Source organism: Burkholderiales bacterium, assembly GCA_036262035.1.
Taxonomy (GTDB): Bacteria; Pseudomonadota; Gammaproteobacteria; order Burkholderiales; family SG8-41; genus JAQGMV01.
The window spans coordinates 166,954-180,623 of sequence record DATAJS010000025.1; the positions used below are offsets into that span (position 1 = coordinate 166,954).

General features: G+C 65.2%; 16 protein-coding genes. 6 read left to right on the plus strand and 10 right to left on the minus strand.

The window, feature by feature from the left end; genetic code table 11:
• Nucleotides 1–3 precede the first annotated feature (3 nt).
• The 7 genes from VHP37_26040 to VHP37_26070 form a co-directional block, all read right to left on the minus strand.
• Complete coding sequence (locus tag VHP37_26040; protein HEX2829835.1) at nucleotides 4–399, minus strand: TssQ family T6SS-associated lipoprotein; 396 nt, start codon at nucleotides 397–399, stop codon at nucleotides 4–6.
• An 8-nt stretch (nucleotides 400–407) separates the two neighbouring features.
• On the minus strand, nucleotides 408–1,610 hold the full coding sequence (locus VHP37_26045) for a hypothetical protein (GenBank protein HEX2829836.1): 1,203 nt from the start codon (nucleotides 1,608–1,610) through the stop codon (nucleotides 408–410).
• Nucleotides 1,611–1,754: 144 nt separating this feature from the next.
• Nucleotides 1,755–2,255, minus strand: a complete 501-nt coding sequence (locus VHP37_26050) for a hemerythrin domain-containing protein (protein ID HEX2829837.1) — start codon at nucleotides 2,253–2,255, stop codon at nucleotides 1,755–1,757.
• Between the two features lie 141 nt (nucleotides 2,256–2,396).
• Nucleotides 2,397–2,594: a hypothetical protein gene (locus VHP37_26055; GenBank protein HEX2829838.1), complete on the minus strand. Its 198-nt coding sequence runs from the start codon at nucleotides 2,592–2,594 to the stop codon at nucleotides 2,397–2,399.
• A gap of 243 nt (nucleotides 2,595–2,837) precedes the next feature.
• Complete coding sequence (locus tag VHP37_26060; GenBank protein ID HEX2829839.1) at nucleotides 2,838–3,116, minus strand: hypothetical protein; 279 nt, start codon at nucleotides 3,114–3,116, stop codon at nucleotides 2,838–2,840.
• 66 nt (nucleotides 3,117–3,182) lie between these two features.
• On the minus strand, nucleotides 3,183–4,148 hold the full coding sequence (locus VHP37_26065) for a tripartite tricarboxylate transporter substrate binding protein (protein HEX2829840.1): 966 nt from the start codon (nucleotides 4,146–4,148) through the stop codon (nucleotides 3,183–3,185).
• A gap of 101 nt (nucleotides 4,149–4,249) precedes the next feature.
• Nucleotides 4,250–4,636, minus strand: coding sequence for a GxxExxY protein (locus tag VHP37_26070; protein ID HEX2829841.1), 387 nt, complete (start codon nucleotides 4,634–4,636; stop codon nucleotides 4,250–4,252).
• Between the two features lie 122 nt (nucleotides 4,637–4,758).
• Between VHP37_26070 and VHP37_26075 the strand changes: the two genes are divergently transcribed.
• Nucleotides 4,759–5,742, plus strand: coding sequence for a tripartite tricarboxylate transporter substrate binding protein (locus VHP37_26075; GenBank protein HEX2829842.1), 984 nt, complete (start codon nucleotides 4,759–4,761; stop codon nucleotides 5,740–5,742).
• Between the two features lie 113 nt (nucleotides 5,743–5,855).
• Here VHP37_26075 and VHP37_26080 read toward each other — a convergent pair whose 3' ends face one another.
• Genes VHP37_26080 through VHP37_26090 form a run of 3 tightly spaced genes read right to left on the minus strand, consistent with a single transcriptional unit; the run spans nucleotide 5,856 to nucleotide 8,802 of the window.
• A complete protein-coding gene (locus VHP37_26080; protein HEX2829843.1) occupies nucleotides 5,856–6,053 on the minus strand; it encodes a hypothetical protein in 198 nt (65 codons plus the stop codon).
• A gap of 39 nt (nucleotides 6,054–6,092) precedes the next feature.
• On the minus strand, nucleotides 6,093–7,679 hold the full coding sequence (locus VHP37_26085; GenBank protein HEX2829844.1) for a DHA2 family efflux MFS transporter permease subunit: 1,587 nt from the start codon (nucleotides 7,677–7,679) through the stop codon (nucleotides 6,093–6,095).
• Entirely contained in the window at nucleotides 7,660–8,802 is a 1,143-nt protein-coding gene (locus tag VHP37_26090) for an HlyD family secretion protein (GenBank protein ID HEX2829845.1), read from the minus strand. Before VHP37_26090 ends, VHP37_26085 begins: the two co-directional genes overlap by 20 nt.
• Nucleotides 8,803–9,022: 220 nt before the next feature.
• Between VHP37_26090 and VHP37_26095 the strand changes: the two genes are divergently transcribed.
• The 5 genes from VHP37_26095 (at nucleotide 9,023) to VHP37_26115 (ending at nucleotide 13,534) form a co-directional block, all read left to right on the plus strand.
• Nucleotides 9,023–9,985, plus strand: a complete 963-nt coding sequence (locus VHP37_26095) for an alpha-L-glutamate ligase (GenBank protein HEX2829846.1) — start codon at nucleotides 9,023–9,025, stop codon at nucleotides 9,983–9,985.
• A 213-nt stretch (nucleotides 9,986–10,198) separates the two neighbouring features.
• On the plus strand, nucleotides 10,199–10,405 hold the full coding sequence (locus VHP37_26100) for a cold-shock protein (GenBank protein HEX2829847.1): 207 nt from the start codon (nucleotides 10,199–10,201) through the stop codon (nucleotides 10,403–10,405).
• Nucleotides 10,406–10,510: 105 nt separating this feature from the next.
• Complete coding sequence (locus VHP37_26105; GenBank protein HEX2829848.1) at nucleotides 10,511–11,377, plus strand: TauD/TfdA family dioxygenase; 867 nt, start codon at nucleotides 10,511–10,513, stop codon at nucleotides 11,375–11,377.
• 212 nt (nucleotides 11,378–11,589) lie between these two features.
• Nucleotides 11,590–12,540: a tripartite tricarboxylate transporter substrate binding protein gene (locus VHP37_26110; GenBank protein ID HEX2829849.1), complete on the plus strand. Its 951-nt coding sequence runs from the start codon at nucleotides 11,590–11,592 to the stop codon at nucleotides 12,538–12,540.
• Nucleotides 12,541–12,568: 28 nt separating this feature from the next.
• Nucleotides 12,569–13,534, plus strand: coding sequence for a tripartite tricarboxylate transporter substrate binding protein (locus VHP37_26115; protein HEX2829850.1), 966 nt, complete (start codon nucleotides 12,569–12,571; stop codon nucleotides 13,532–13,534).
• The last annotated feature ends 136 nt before the right edge of the window (nucleotides 13,535–13,670 follow it).

Sequence of the window (13,670 nt, forward strand, 5' to 3'; positions counted from 1 at the left end):
CGCTCACCGCCGGCCGCCGGCCTTCACGTTCTTGAAGACCGGCCCCCACATCGGGTGGCCGGCTTCGTTCGGCTCGAGCTCGAAAGCGGGGTTGAGCTCGAGCGCCCGCCTGAAATACGCCCGGCACTGGCGCTCGCGGCCCTGCGTGCACGAGATGAACGCGAGATACTTGTTCGCGGTGACCTGGTCGGCGTCGGAGAGGCCGGCGGAGAGGGCGTCCTGCAGGCTGGTGGTCGCCGCGGCGTACTTGCCGTCTTCGTACTGGCGAATGCCGGTCTGGAGCTGGGGCTCGCCCTTGCTCTGGAAGATGCTCTTGATCGCGGTCACCGGTTGCGACGAGCAACCCGCCAGCGCCGCGACGCCGAGGAACGCGGCCAACCAGAAGCGAATGATGCGCATGTCGTCCTTCAATCGAATTTGTGCTTGATGCGTAGCCGCTCGCCGGGCTTCACGTTGACGTTGACAACATGCGTCGGCGCCGCGGAATTCCGCACCTCGATGCGATGGCGGCCTGCAGGCAATTCCAGTTCCTGCAACGGCGGGCTCACCCCGCGCGGGCGGCCGTCGACGAAGATCTGGCCCCACGGCGCGATCGCGAGCGACAGCAGCGCCGGCTCGGCCGGGGCCGGAACGTTCGCGGTCTGCTCCTCGGCGGTCGCGGTCTCCGCCGCCGGTCTGGACGGCGCGCGTGCGACCGGCGGAGGCGCGATGCGAGGCTCGGCCGATTTCGCTTCGGGCGGGGGTGCGATGGGCTTGAGCGGCGCGGTGCCGGTCGCGACCGCGAGCTTGTCGTCGGGACGTCCGGCGGGTTCGACCGCAGGCTTCGGCGGCGGCGCGGGCTCGGTCAGGCGCACTTGCGAAGGCGGCGGCGGCTCGCGAAACGCGCGCGCGCCGATCGCGGTCGCGAGGATCACGCCGACGGCGACCGCGGTCGCGATGCGCGGCCGCGCCACGATGCGGTGCACGAACGCGGCGAGCGTGTGGACGACGCGCGCCCACGTGTCGCGCCCGCGGCTGCGGCCTGCGCGCCAGTCGGTGGCGGCCTCGTCGCCGCGGCGGTGCGGCTCCGGTATGGCGCCCACCGCGTAGACCTCGTGCTCGCGGATGTGCTTGTCGGTGCGCGAGCCCTCGTAGGTGAAGAGCCGCGAGGACTCGTCCGAAAGCCTCGATACGACTTCGTAATACGAGCGCGAAACGAGCACCTGGCCCGGCATCGCGAAAGTCATGACGCGCTGGGCCACGTTGATGCCGTCGCCGATGATGTTGGGCTGGCCGTTGATGTCGCGCACGAGGCGCACCGGGCCGAGGTTGATGCCCATGCGCGTGGAAAGCTCCGTGCCGTCGCGGCCGACGCCGCTCGCGATGTCGTCGCGCAGGTCGGTCGCCACGAACAGCGCGTCTTCGGGATCGCCGATGAAGCTGATCGCCGCGCCGTCGCCGGTGTCGAGGATGATGCGGTCGTTGACCGCCACGCCGCGGAGGGCTTCGGAGAGCAGGGCGTTGAACCGGTCCTTGAGCGCGATCTGCTCGACGACGGGCTTGCGCGAGTACTCGACGATGTCGATGAAGAGTACGCTGCAGATCAGCGTGCGGTTCTGGAGATCCGCCATCCACTGATCATACTTGATCGCTGCAGTTGGTTTGAAAGGAAAGGAGGTTCAAGGAGGGAAACCTTGGTTTCCCTCCTTGGCGTTTACTGCCCGAAGGGAGCCGAAGGCTCCCGATCGGCGCGGGCGCGCCGTCGGGAATGACGATCAGGTTGTTTCGCTTTCTTCCGAGACTTCCACCCCCATCTCGGCCATCAGCGCTTCCTTGCGCGCCTTCATCGCATCAAAGAGCGCCTTGAGGTCGAGAGACTTGAGCTTCTTGACCTTGGGGAACATCTCTTTCTCTTCTTCCTTGACGTGGTGCTTCACGTACTCCGAGAGCACCGTGAAGTGCGCGTGGCGCTTCCCGTCGGTGGGATCCATGCCTTCGAGCTTCTCGATGAGCTCGCGCACGGTGTCGTGCTCGACTTCGGCTTCGTCGAGCAGGTCCGCGATCTCTTCCTGCTCCGCAGCCTCGCGCACCGCCGGATAGAAGATCTCGGTTTCGATCTTGTCGTGCAACTTGAGCTCGGTGCAGGCGGTCTCGATCACCTGCTCGGCCGCTTCGGCGTTGTCCTCGAGCTCTTCGAATTCCTTGAACAGCCCTTCGACCTCCCGATGGTCTTTCTTCAGGAGCTCGATCGCATCGTCCTTCTTCTGTGTCGCCATGTGTCACTCCTCAGTAAGTAGTCGATCAACCTACCGGAGGGTGCAACCCGCGTACCCCGTCGCGTCCACAATGCGCAGCAGCCGCGCACCTCGCGGGATGCACGGCGGCGACGCAGTAAACCGCAACGACGGCGCGAAACCTCAGGCGGCTGCGCGGTACTCTTCGTCTGCGACGGGCGTTTCGGCCTTCTCGACCTGCCCGGCCTGGCGCGAGCCCAGAAGCGTCTCGACGATCGCGGCCGCACGGCGCATGTGGAGCTCGGCCTGCGCGCGTTCGAAACCGCTCAAGTTGACCTTAGACAGGCCGTTCAGCATTCCGCTGTAAAAGCTGCTTTTCATGATTTTCCTCGGCTTGTAGTGCGATGAGTCACAGTTCCGTTTGTGCACCGTGTCGCACGCAGGCGCATGCTCTTTACAACGGCAGCTTTAGATTTTTGTGCACCGCGCCAGACCGAGTATTTTTGAGGGTTCAATCAAGAAAAACTAACTCGTGATTTAAGTCGCAGAAAAATTGCGCGGGACAAAACAAAACCCGGGCGCGAGTGACCTCGCTGCCCGGGTTCTTGTCCGGTTGAAGTTGCGTTAGCGCTTCTGGCCCTGCTGATTGCCTTGCTGGCCCTGCTGATTGCCTTGCTGGCCCTGGCCCGACTGGTTGCCTTGCTGGCCCTGGCCGGGCTGACTGCGGTTTTGCTGCTGCTGGCCTTGCTGACCCTGCTGATTCTGCTGGTTCTGCTGGCCCTGGCCGGACTGGTTACCGCCTTGCTGCTTGTCCTGCTGTCCGGTCTGCTGCTGCTGACGATCGCTTTGCTGACCTTGCTGGCTTTGTTGACCTTGATGGCTCTGGCGATCTTGCTGGTTCATACACTGTCCTCCAAGAGTTACCGACCCCTCGCGGGTCGCAGGGAGAATAACGGCAAGAAATGTACCTCACGGGTTCGCCTTGGTACCGGAGATCTCGACGGCTTTCGCCCACTTCTTCGCTTCGCCCTGCAGGTAGGTTGCGAACTCGGCGGAGGTGCTGCCGATCGCGTCGAGGCCTTCATGGCCGAGCTTCTGGCGCGTGTCGGCGGACTTCAGCGCTTTGACCAGCGTCGCATTGATCTTCGCGACGATGTCCCTGGGCGTCGCCTTGGGCGCGAGCATGCCGAACCATGCGGTGACTTCGAAACCGGGCAGACCGCTCTCGGCGAGGGTCGGTATCTCGGGCGCGGCGCCGGGGCGCTTGGCGCCGGTCGCGCCGAGCGCCTGCACCTTGCCCGAGCGGATCACCGGCATCGCCGCGACGATGTTCGCGAACATCACCTGCACCTGGCCGCCCATCACCTCGGTGAGCGCGGGTCCCGAGCCTTTGTACGGCACGTGCGTGAGGTTCACGCCCGCGGCGGCCTTGAAGAGCTCGCCGGTGAGATGGGTGACGTTGCCCTGTCCCGCCGACGCGTAATGCAGCGCACCGGGCTTGGCTTTCGCGAGCTGTATCAACTGCTGCACGTTCTTCGCAGGCACCGACTGGTTGGCGATCAGGATGAACTGTCCCGAGCCGATGAGCGAGATCGGCGCGAACTCGCCCTGCAGATCGCGCGAGAGCTGCTTGTAGAGGATCGCGTTGATCACCTGGCTCGGCGTGCAGGTGAGGAGCGTATAGCCGTTGGGCGCCGAGTGCGCGGCGATGTCGGCGCCGATGTTGCCGCCCGCGCCCGCGCGGTTGTCGACGACGACCTGCTGACCGAGATCGGCGGAGAGCGGCTGCGCGACGATCCGCGACACGATGTCGACGCCGCTGCCCGGCGACGACGGCGCGATGAGGCGGATCGGCTTGGTGGGATATTGCTCGGCGGCGTGAGCGGTGGCGAGCGCGGCGAGCAGTAGAGGCAGTGCAGCGAATCGCGGTTTCATGGTCTGTCCATCGAGGGAAATCACGAAAGCGCGATGATACCTTGCGCCCTCAAAAGCGTATTGACCGCAAAGGACGCAAAGGACGCAAAGGAAAGCAAAAACTAATCGGCAGAAAGCCCGTTTACTACGCGTCTGATGCCGTCGCGCAAGTGCGGCATGTTGAAGTTCAATAAAAGACCAAGCGGCCGCTTCGCCAGCTTCAGGTACGTCAGCACCTGTGCCACGTGTATCGGTGCAATGCGCTCGACGGCCTTGATCTCGACAATCAGTTGCGCGTCGACCAGTAGATCAATGCGATATCCGACGTCGAGCGTGTGGTTGCGATATCGAACGGGGACTGTCACCTGACGCTGCACAAATATTTTTCGCGATGCGAGCTCGTAGGCGAGGCAAGACTCGTAGGCGCTCTCGAGGAGACCCGGTCCCAGCTCACTGTGCACGGCCATGGCTGCGTCAATAACCGCCCGCGCGATAAGATTAGGCTCCATGCCGCCCCTTCCGGATAACTGCTCAACGCACGAATCGCTTTTACGTTGAAGGTTTTCCTTGGCGTCCTTTGCGTCCTTTGCGGTTAATCTTTTTGATCTAAGGAGAAGGTTTGAACAAGAGAATGCCCCTACGAAGCACGGCGATCGGCGCCGCGCTGCTGACTGCATGCGCTTCGGTGCCGGCGGCACAACGTGACGGCAGCGCGGCCGCTTATCCGTCGCGGCCGGTGCGCGTGATCGTCCCCTATTCGCCCGGCGGATCGTCCGATGCGGTGGCGCGCGTGCTGTCGGCGAAGCTCTCCGAATCGCTGGGCCAGCAGTTCGTGATCGATAATCGCCCCGGCGCCGCGGGCTCGCTCGGGCGCGAGATCGTCGCGAAAGCCGCGCCCGACGGCTACACGCTGCTCGTCGGCGATTCGCCGCATACGATCAACGTGCACGTGTTGAAGCACGTGCCGTACGATCCCATACGCGACTTCACGCCGATCTCGCTCATCGCGACGGCGCCTCAGCTATTGATCGTGCACCCGGGATTCGCGGCAAAGACGGTGAAAGAGTTCGTCGCCGCGGCGCACGCGCAGCCCGGCAAGCTCAATTACGGCTCGGGCGGCACCGGGTCGATCACGCATCTCACCGGCGAGCTCTTCAAGCTCGCGACGCGCAGCGACATCGTCCACGTGCCTTACAAGAGCATCTCGATCGCCATGATCGACGTGATCGGCGGGCAGATTCCCGCGGCGTTTCCGACGATCCCCGGCGCGGTGCCTCACGTGAAAGCGGGGCGCCTGCGCGCGCTGGCGATCACCGCGCAAAAGCGCTCGACGATGCTGCCCGACGTTCCGACGTTCGAGGAAGCGGGCGTGAACGGGATGGTGGTGACGAACTGGTTCGGCGCTTTCGCGCCCGCGCGCCTGCCGCAGCCGCTGCTCGCGAAGCTCAACAAGGCGATCGTCGATGCGATCCAGTCGCCCGACGGCCGCGCCAGATACGGCGCGCTGTCACTCGACATCGCCGCGACGACACCCCAGGCGTTCGACGCTCACCTCAAAGCCGAGCTCGCCAAATGGGGCAAGGTGGTCGAGGCAGCAGGCATCAAGCCTGAATAAAAGCGTATTGACCGCCAAGGACGCCAGGGAAAAGCGCAAGAACAAATAACGCTTTTGATGTTCCTTTGCGTCCTTTGCGTCCTTTGCGGTTCAACAAGCCTTTGGAGGCCCGGTCACCCTAGCTTCGACAGCGCGATGCGGCCCTTCTCGGTGATCTTGAGCGTCGGCGGCTTCGCGCCCTGCTCGATCAGGCCGGCGGCGATCAGCTTGTCCGCGATGGCTGGCGGGATGTGATCCGCGCCGGCCTTGGTGGCCGCCTTGCGCAGCCACAGGATGTCTTCGAACTCGATTCTTGCTTTTTCTTTCGCCACTTCGGTGCGTAAGACCCCTGAGGGTATGTACAAACCACATTATGCCCTACGCATCGCCGCTTGAGGTGCGCGGGCCGTGGCGGCGACCCGACGGCCCATGATCCATGCGGGTATGAGACCGAACGTGAAGATGACCGCGGTGATCAGGAAAGCGTCGCGGAATCCGTACGTATACGCCTGCGCGTAAAGCACGCGCCCGAGGAAATGCATCGCGCCCGCGCCCTGGATGTCCGGAGAGACACCCGCCTGCGCGAGCAGCGCCTGCATCTGCCGCAAGAGCTCCGCCGTGCCCGAGTTCGCCGCGGTCTGCATGGCGGTGAGCGTGTCGCTGTGGAAGAACGTGCGCCGGTCGAGCATCACCGACAGCAGGTTCACGCCGAACGCGCCGCCGAGCTGGCGCGCGAAGTTGATCATGCCGGCGCCCTGCCCCAGGAGCTCCGGCCGCAACGAGCGCAGCGCGGTGACGTTGAGCGAAGGCTTGATGAGCGCGAGCCCGAGGCGCGACAGCACGACGCAGCCCGCGAGCAGCCAGAAGCCGCTGTTCACGTCGATGGTCGCGAGGAAATACGACGACAGCGCGAAGCACACCAGCCCCGACATGATCAGCCCGCGCGTGGGCACGCGATCGCTCAGGAACCCGGCGAACGGCATGAAGAGCCCGAGCACGACGCCGCCGGGCATCAGCAGCAGCCCCGCGTCGAGCGGCGTGTAGCCCTGCACCGTCTGAACGAAGAGCGGCACGAGGAAGACCGAGCCGAACAGTCCCACGCCGAACATCCACGCCACCGTGGCCGCGCACGTGAACTGGCCGTTGCCGAGCACGCGCAGGTCGACGAGCGGCTGCGTCTCGCGCAGCTCCCACCACAGGAGGGCGAGCACCGACAGGCCGGAGACGACGAACATGCCGACGATGAAGCCGGAGCTCCAGCCTTCGCGCTGCCCGTTCGAAAGGCCCGTCAGCAGGCACGCGAGCGCGGTGCAGAGCAGCGCGAAGCCGATCCAGTCGAAGCGCGGCCGTGCCGACGGGTCCTCGCGCTGAGGCATGAAGATCGTGCCGAGCAGCACGCCCAGCGACGCGACGGGCACCGCGACGTAGAAGATCGCGCGCCAGTTGAAGTGCTCGATCATGACGCCGCCGAGCGTCGGTCCCAGCGCCGGGCCGAGGATGACGCTCATCCCGAAGAAACCCATCGCCAGTCCGCGCTGGTTCGGCGGAAACACGCGGAACAGGGTGTACATCGAGAGCGGCTGGAGGATGCCGGCGATGAGCCCCTGCACGACGCGGCACGCGATCAGCACGTGCTCGTTCGGCGCCATGCCGGCGACGAGCAGCGCGCCGATGAAGACGAGCAGCGCGCCGATGAACGTGCGGCGCTGGCCGTGGCGGTTGATCAGATAGGCGTTGAGCAGCATGCCCACGGTCATCGCCGCGAGCGCGCCGGTCGCCAGCCACTGCGCGCGGTCCTGGCCGATGCCGAACGCGCCCATGATGTCGGGGATGGCGACGTTGACCGTGGTCGTGGTCAGCACGGCGGAGATCGTGCCGAGCATGACCGTGACGGTCGCGAACCAGCGATAGCGCGAGCCGAACCGCGCTGCCAGGACTTCAGTGGTTTCCGACTGCAATGTCGACCTCGGCCATCATTCCGGGTCTCAATGCGAGGTCCTTGTCGGCGAGGAGGATGCGCACCGGCAGGCGCTGGGTGATCTTGGTGAAGTTGCCGCTGGGATTGGGATCGGGCAGCAGCGCGAACTTGCTGGTCGCAGCCTGGCCGATGCGGTAGATCTCGCCGCGGAAGACGCGGCCCGGATACGCGTCGATGCGCACGTCGACCGGCATGCCGGGCTTCAATTGCCCGATCGCGGTCTCCTTGACGTTCGCCTGGACCCAGATCTGCTTCGGGTCGTGGAACATCGCGATGCGCTGGCCCGCCGCGACGTGCTCGCCCTTGCGCACGAAGGTCATGACGATGCGGCCGTCCGCGGGCGCCCGGATCGTGCGGTCGGTGAGATCGACGTCCTGCCGCGCGATCTCCGCCCGGATTTCGGCGGCCTGCTGCTCGAGAACCGAGATCTGCTGCTGCATGACCGCGACCTGCTTGCGGCTGCCGCCTGCCGCGGCGAGGTTGCCGCGCGCGGCCGCCACCTCCGCCACCGCCTTGCGATGCGCCTCCTGCGCCTGCGCGTACGCGAGGCGCACGCGGTCCATGTCCTGCCGCGAGATGTATTCCTTCGCAGCCAATCCCGCGGCGCGGTCCTGGTCCAGCTTCGCCTGCTTGAGGTTCGCTTCCATCGAAGCGACCTCGGCCTGGGCGGCCTTGAGGCGGTTCGCTTCGCTCTCGTACTTGCCGGTCGTCTCCTGTGCGACCTGGCCGCTCTGGGCGCGCGTGACGCCCATCTGGCGCTCGATCGCGTTCAGGCGTGCGACGAGCACTTCGCGGTGCAGGCGCGCGTCACGGTCGTCGATGTGCGCGAGCGGCTGGCCGGACTTGACATAGTCGCCTTCGATCACCGGAAGATCGGTGAGCCAGCCGGAGACCCGGCTCGAGATCGTCACCACCTCGCCGTCGACGCGCGCGTCGTCGACGACGACGTGCGTCCAACGATGCTTGACCCAGCTTCCGCCCCACGCCAGCAGCACCACGGCGAGAACGACGATGAATGCGGTCTTCGCCCATACCCGCCACGTGGGCCTGACGGCCGGGGGTGCATCCACGTTGTGAGACGCCTGGCTGGGGGCGCGATCCATGGCGCGTATCTTAGCCAAAGTGAGGCCCCCACGTTACAACGCAGACCACTATATGGTCAAAAGCCGTGAAGGGTTCAGGAGGAGCGAGGAGCACCGTGCGCGGTTTGCGGCTCTCACGCCTTTATTCCGCGACGCCATAACAATGTCGCGCAACGGTATTTCCCTCGCCTGCGACGCCGCCGTAGATTCGGGGCCCTCTTACGGTTACGGCGCTCCCGATATGTCCAAGATCTACGTCATCCACGAAAACGACGCCTGGGTCGAGCCGCTGCGCGCGGCCTTCGCCGAGCTTTCCCTGCCTTTCGAAGAATGGTTCATCGCCGAAGGCACGCTCGATTTCTCGAGCACGCCGCCCGAAGGCGTGTTCTACAACCGCATGAGCGCGTCCTCGCACACGCGCGGCCATCGCTACGCTCCCGAGCTCACGTCGGGCGTGCTGGCGTGGCTCGAATCGCACGGCCGGCGGGTGATCAACGACAGCCGCGCCCTCGCGCTGGAAGTGAACAAGCTCGCGCAATACGGCGCGCTGGCGCGCTTCGGGGTGAAAACGCCGCGCACCGTCGCGGCGGTCGGCCGGCCGCACGTCGTCGAAGCGGCGCGCGGCTTCGAAGGCGCCTTCATCACCAAGCACAACCGCGCCGGCAAAGGCCTCGGCGTGAGGCTGTTCCAGGACCACGCCGCGCTCGAAGCCTACGTCGCGAGCGACCAGTTCGAGGATTCGGTCGACGGCATCACGCTCATCCAGGAATACATCCGCTCGCCCGAGCCCTGCATCACGCGCGTGGAGTTCATCGGCGGGCGCTTCGTCTACGCGGTGCGCGTCGACACCTCCCTCGGTTTCGAGCTCTGCCCGGCGGACGTCTGCCAGGTCGGCGACGCGTTCTGCCCGGTCGGCACCGCGCCGGTTGCGACGGCGCCGCGGTTCAACATCATCCGGGGCTTCAATCACCCCATCGTCCAGAAGTACCGCGAGTTCATCGCCGCGAACGGCATCGGGATCGCGGGCATCGAGTTCATCACCGACGCCAGGGGTGAGCTCTACACCTACGACGTCAACACCAACACCAACTACAACCCCGACGCCGAGCGCGCGGCCGGCCTCTTTGGGATGCGGGAGATCGCCAGGTACCTCGGTGAGGAGCTTGCGAAGCTGAGTCCGCGCCGCGCAGCCGTCGCCGCGTAGGGTTCGTCATTCCCGAACCGCGGCAGCGGGACTGTCGGGAATCCATTCGACGGTTGTGCTTGACATGGAGAACTCCCTACTATAAGGTTCGCCACCCTTTGCGGTTTCGGGTTCAGAGAGTTCGGCAGTTGTGGGGTGTTCGTTCTCAAGGGCTTAGGAATTGGAAGTGGTTTTGGGCTTCAGCCCTTTTTAATTTTTTTAGGAACGACACACATGGCAACTGGCACCGTTAAGTGGTTCAACGACTCCAAAGGCTTCGGGTTCATCACCCCGGACGGCGGCGGCGAGGACCTCTTCGCGCACTTCTCCGCGATCAACATGCCCGGCTTCAAGACGCTGACCGAAGGACAGAAAGTCTCCTTCGAGATCACCGCCGGCAAAGGCGGCAAGAAGCAGGCGAGCAACATCCAGGCAGTCTAAGAAGCCCGACGCCTGAAAAAAACCGGGACACTCGTCCCGGTTTTTTTTCGTCCCGTCACCTGCGACTAGAATAAGCGATTCAGCATTACCGAGGAGAACCTCGCCATGGCGCTCAAGTTGCGCAAACTTTCCCATGCACTCGGCGCCGAAGTCTGCGGCGTCGACGTGTCCAGGCCGATGAGCGAAGGCGAATTCGGCGAGATCTACCGCGCGTTTCTGGAATACGGCATCCTGCTCTTCAGAGACCAGAAGATCACGCGCGAGCAGCACATCGAGTTCAGCCGCCGCTTCGGCGAGCTCGACCGTCACGACGCGCTGCCGCAGGACCGCCACCCCGACTATCCCGAGCTCCTGCTCGTCACGAACGAGCCGAACCCCGACGGCACCCCGTCGAACAGCCGCTACACCGGCCGCCAGTGGCATTCGGACATGTCGTTCACGCCGATGCCTTCGCTGGGCTCGCTGCTGCGCGGCATCACCATCCCCGACGTCGGCGGCGATACCGTGTTCGCGAACATGTACGTCGCGTACGAGTCGCTCTCCGACGGGATGAAGAAGATGCTCGAAGGCCTGCACGGGATCCATCTCTCGGGCACGCGCAAGATCAATCACATGGACACCGGCGTCGCGCGCGCGGAGCAGCAGCGCAAGCTCAACCCGCCGATCGCGCAGCCGGTGGTGCGCGTGCATCCCGAGACCGGCCGCAAGGCGCTCTACCTCGGCGACAAGGTGAAGCGCTTCGACGGCTTCACCGAAGCCGAGAGCAAGCCGCTGATCGAGTACCTCAACGAGCACGCGACGCGCTTCGAGTTCATCTACCGCCACCAGTGGCGCGCCAACGACATCGTCGCCTGGGACAACCGCTGCACCATGCACCTCGCGCTCGGCGACTTCGACGAGACCCAGCGGCGGCACATGGAACGCACCACGGTCCTCGGCACGCCGTCCGGCTACGTCGTCGAGGCCGCGTAAGTCAAAATCAAAATCTAATTAACCGCCAAGGACGCCAAGGACGCGAAGGAACCCCGTATAACGTCATCGCGAGCGCCGAAGGCGCGTGGCGATCTCGTGGCGCACGATGCGAACGTTTCGGGATTGCTTCGTCGCTATCGCTTCCCGCAATGACGACCTTGCTTTCCTTTGCGTCCTTTGCGTCCTTTGCGGTTCAAGCCTTTCACTCACTCATGAAAACCAAACTGATTCTTGCCGCTGCCGCAGCGCTGCTGACGACCACCGCCCATGCCGACTACCCCGACCGTCCCATCCGCATCATCGTGCCGTTCACGCCCGGAGGGTCGACGGACATCCTCGCGCGCATGATGGGCCAGAAGCTCACCGAGGCGTGGGGCCAGCAGGTCGTCGTGGAGAACCGTCCCGGCGCCAACGGCGTCGTCGGCGCCGAGATCACCGCGCGCGCCAACCCCGACGGCCATTCGCTGCTGATGGTCGCGATCGGCCACGCGGTCAACCCTGCGCTCCAGAAGAAGCTGCCCTACGACACCGAGAAGGATTTCCAGCCGATCAGCCTCACCGCGATCCTGCCGCTCATGTTCACGGTCCATCCGGGACTCAAGGCGAACAACATCCAGGAGCTGATCGCGCTCGCGAAGTCGCGCACCGTCACGTACGGCTCCGGCGGCGTCGGCTCGTCGCAGCATCTCGCCGGCGAGCTGTTCAACTCGATGGCCCGCATCAAGATGAACCACATCCCGTACAAGGGCGGCAATCAGGGCCTGCAGGACGTGATCGGCGGCCAGATCGACATGATGCCGCAGACCATCCTCTCGGCCGGGCCGCACATCAAGTCCGGCCGGCTGCGCGCGATCGCGGTGACGACGGCGAAGCGCAACCCCGCGTGGCCCGACATCCCGACCGTCGCCGAATCGGGTTTGAAAGGCTACGAATCGATCGCGTGGTACGGCCTCGTCGGCCCCGCGAAGCTGCCCCCGGCGGTGCTGTCGAAGCTCGCGGCGGAGACCGCGAAAGCCACGCGCTCGCCCGACGTGCAGGCGGCGCTGACCAAGCAGGGCGCGGAGCCGGTCGGCAGCTCGCCGCGCGAGTTCGCGCAGTTCATCCGCAGCGAGATGACGAAGTACAGCAAGGTGATTCGCGAGGCCGGGGTGAAGCCCGAATGACGTGATGACGTGATGGGGTGATGGGGTGATGAAGCGCTCGCTGATCTGTGCCGTAGCCCTCGCCGTTTCGGCCGCCGCTCACGCGGCGGAGCCGGCGTTTCCCGATCGCGCGGTGCGGCTCATCGTGCCTTTCCCGCCGGGCGGCGTGAACGACATCGTCTCGCGGCTCGTCGCCAACCGTCTCAACGCGCAGTGGGGCAAGCCGGTCATCGTCGACAACCGCGGCGGCGCCAACGGCACGATCGCGGGCGAGATCGCAGCGAAAGCGAACCCCGACGGTTACACGCTCTTCATCGTCTCGTCGAGCATCGCGAGCAACGTCGCGCTGTATTCCAAGCTCCCCTTCGACCTGACGCGCGATTTCGCGCCGGTCAGCGCGCTCGTCACCGGCGCTTACGCGCTGGTGGTCAATCCGTCGGTGCCGGCGCCGACGGTGCAGGAGCTGATCAAGCTCGCGAAAGCGCAGCCGCGCAAGCTCAACTTCTCGTCCTTCGGCCAGGGCAGCTCCGCGCATCTCGTCGCGGAGCTGTTCCAGCGCATGGCGGGCGTCGAGATGGTCCACGTGCCGTACAAAGGCGGCGCCCCGGCGATGGCGGCGGTCGTCGCCGGCGAAGTGCAGATGACGTTCTCGAACCTCTCGGTCGCGCTGCCGCAGGTGAAGGCGGGCAAGCTCAAGGCGCTCGCGGTGTCGAGCGCGAAACGCCAGCCGGCGCTGCCCGGCGTGCCTGCGCTCGACGAATCGGGATTGAAAGGCTTCGACGCGACCGCGTGGGTCGGTCTACTCGCACCCGCGCAAGTCCGCCGACCGCTGATCGCCCAGGTGAACCGCGACGTGCGCACGGTGCTCGGCGACGCCGAGGTGCTCAGGAGCATCGAATCCCACGGCCTCGAGCCGTGGCCCGGCACGCCCGAAGAGCTCGCGCGGCACATGCGCGTCGAGATCGAGCGGTGGGGTAAGGTGATCCGCGATGCCGGGGTGAAGCTGGAGAGCTAGTGTACTGCCCCGTTAATTTTTGGTACTTTGCGGTATCTCATCTTGGAGAGATCGCAATGCCCCAACGCATGCCCCCGGTCATGTTGAGTGCCGACGAACGTGAACAACTGGAATCGTTGTCGCGGTCGCGCTCGAT

Coding starts and splice junctions, on each gene's coding strand:
- VHP37_26110 (HEX2829849.1), top strand. CDS start 11,590: ATGAAAACCAAACTGATTCTTGCCGCTGCCGCAGCGCTGCTGACGACC.
- VHP37_26050 (HEX2829837.1), bottom strand. CDS start 2,255: ATGGCGACACAGAAGAAGGACGATGCGATCGAGCTCCTGAAGAAAGAC.
- VHP37_26115 (HEX2829850.1), top strand. CDS start 12,569: ATGAAGCGCTCGCTGATCTGTGCCGTAGCCCTCGCCGTTTCGGCCGCC.
- VHP37_26100 (HEX2829847.1), top strand. CDS start 10,199: ATGGCAACTGGCACCGTTAAGTGGTTCAACGACTCCAAAGGCTTCGGG.
- VHP37_26045 (HEX2829836.1), bottom strand. CDS start 1,610: ATGGCGGATCTCCAGAACCGCACGCTGATCTGCAGCGTACTCTTCATC.
- VHP37_26065 (HEX2829840.1), bottom strand. CDS start 4,148: ATGAAACCGCGATTCGCTGCACTGCCTCTACTGCTCGCCGCGCTCGCC.
- VHP37_26105 (HEX2829848.1), top strand. CDS start 10,511: ATGGCGCTCAAGTTGCGCAAACTTTCCCATGCACTCGGCGCCGAAGTC.
- VHP37_26075 (HEX2829842.1), top strand. CDS start 4,759: ATGCCCCTACGAAGCACGGCGATCGGCGCCGCGCTGCTGACTGCATGC.
- VHP37_26070 (HEX2829841.1), bottom strand. CDS start 4,636: ATGGAGCCTAATCTTATCGCGCGGGCGGTTATTGACGCAGCCATGGCC.
- VHP37_26060 (HEX2829839.1), bottom strand. CDS start 3,116: ATGAACCAGCAAGATCGCCAGAGCCATCAAGGTCAACAAAGCCAGCAA.
- VHP37_26095 (HEX2829846.1), top strand. CDS start 9,023: ATGTCCAAGATCTACGTCATCCACGAAAACGACGCCTGGGTCGAGCCG.
- VHP37_26090 (HEX2829845.1), bottom strand. CDS start 8,802: ATGGATCGCGCCCCCAGCCAGGCGTCTCACAACGTGGATGCACCCCCG.
- VHP37_26055 (HEX2829838.1), bottom strand. CDS start 2,594: ATGAAAAGCAGCTTTTACAGCGGAATGCTGAACGGCCTGTCTAAGGTC.
- VHP37_26040 (HEX2829835.1), bottom strand. CDS start 399: ATGCGCATCATTCGCTTCTGGTTGGCCGCGTTCCTCGGCGTCGCGGCG.